The sequence below is a fragment of the Bradyrhizobium sp. CFUWI genome (genome assembly GCF_056429085.1).
The window spans coordinates 1-458 of the sequence record NZ_JBWJZE010000179.1 but is presented as its reverse complement, the minus strand read 5'-3'; the positions used below and the strand labels follow the sequence as shown (position 1 = coordinate 458).

The window sequence follows — 458 nt, the reverse complement described above, 5'->3', positions numbered from 1 at the left end:
TAGCTGTTCCCGCCGAATGCCGTCGTGGGCGGCCCGGAAAAAGTGACGCCTGAATTCACGATGTCGCCCAGCAATTCCTTGCGGACCCGGAACCGTGCGCCGGTTCCCTCGTCGGTGCGTACCCCGCGCAGATAGTTCAGGCGGTCCGGTCCCAGCGAATCCACCGGTGCGCTCGGAGAGGCCCTGCTCAACGACACCTGCATCGGCTTGCCGTTCAGCTCGCTCCAGGTGAATCCGGTCGCGGCCTGGCTGCTCCCATGGCCCGCGAAAATCCTGCGGTCTGCGGCTTTCTTGATTCTCAAGCGCGCGGCAGCGCTCCATACCGCGCTCGTCGGTACCGACAGGCCCGCTGACTCCCCCGCTCCCCACCGGGTGACCTGCTCTGCGATCACGTCTCCCGTCCATGCGCCGACATCGAACTTCGCGGAGTAGAGGACATTGCCTGCACTGGCCTGCAC

At 65.7% G+C, this 458-nt stretch carries 1 protein-coding gene; it reads right to left on the bottom strand.

Features of this window, described 5'->3' with window-relative positions:
- Positions 1–458: hypothetical protein (locus AC066S_RS39300; protein WP_478271979.1), on the bottom strand; the 458-nt coding region annotated here is incomplete at both ends.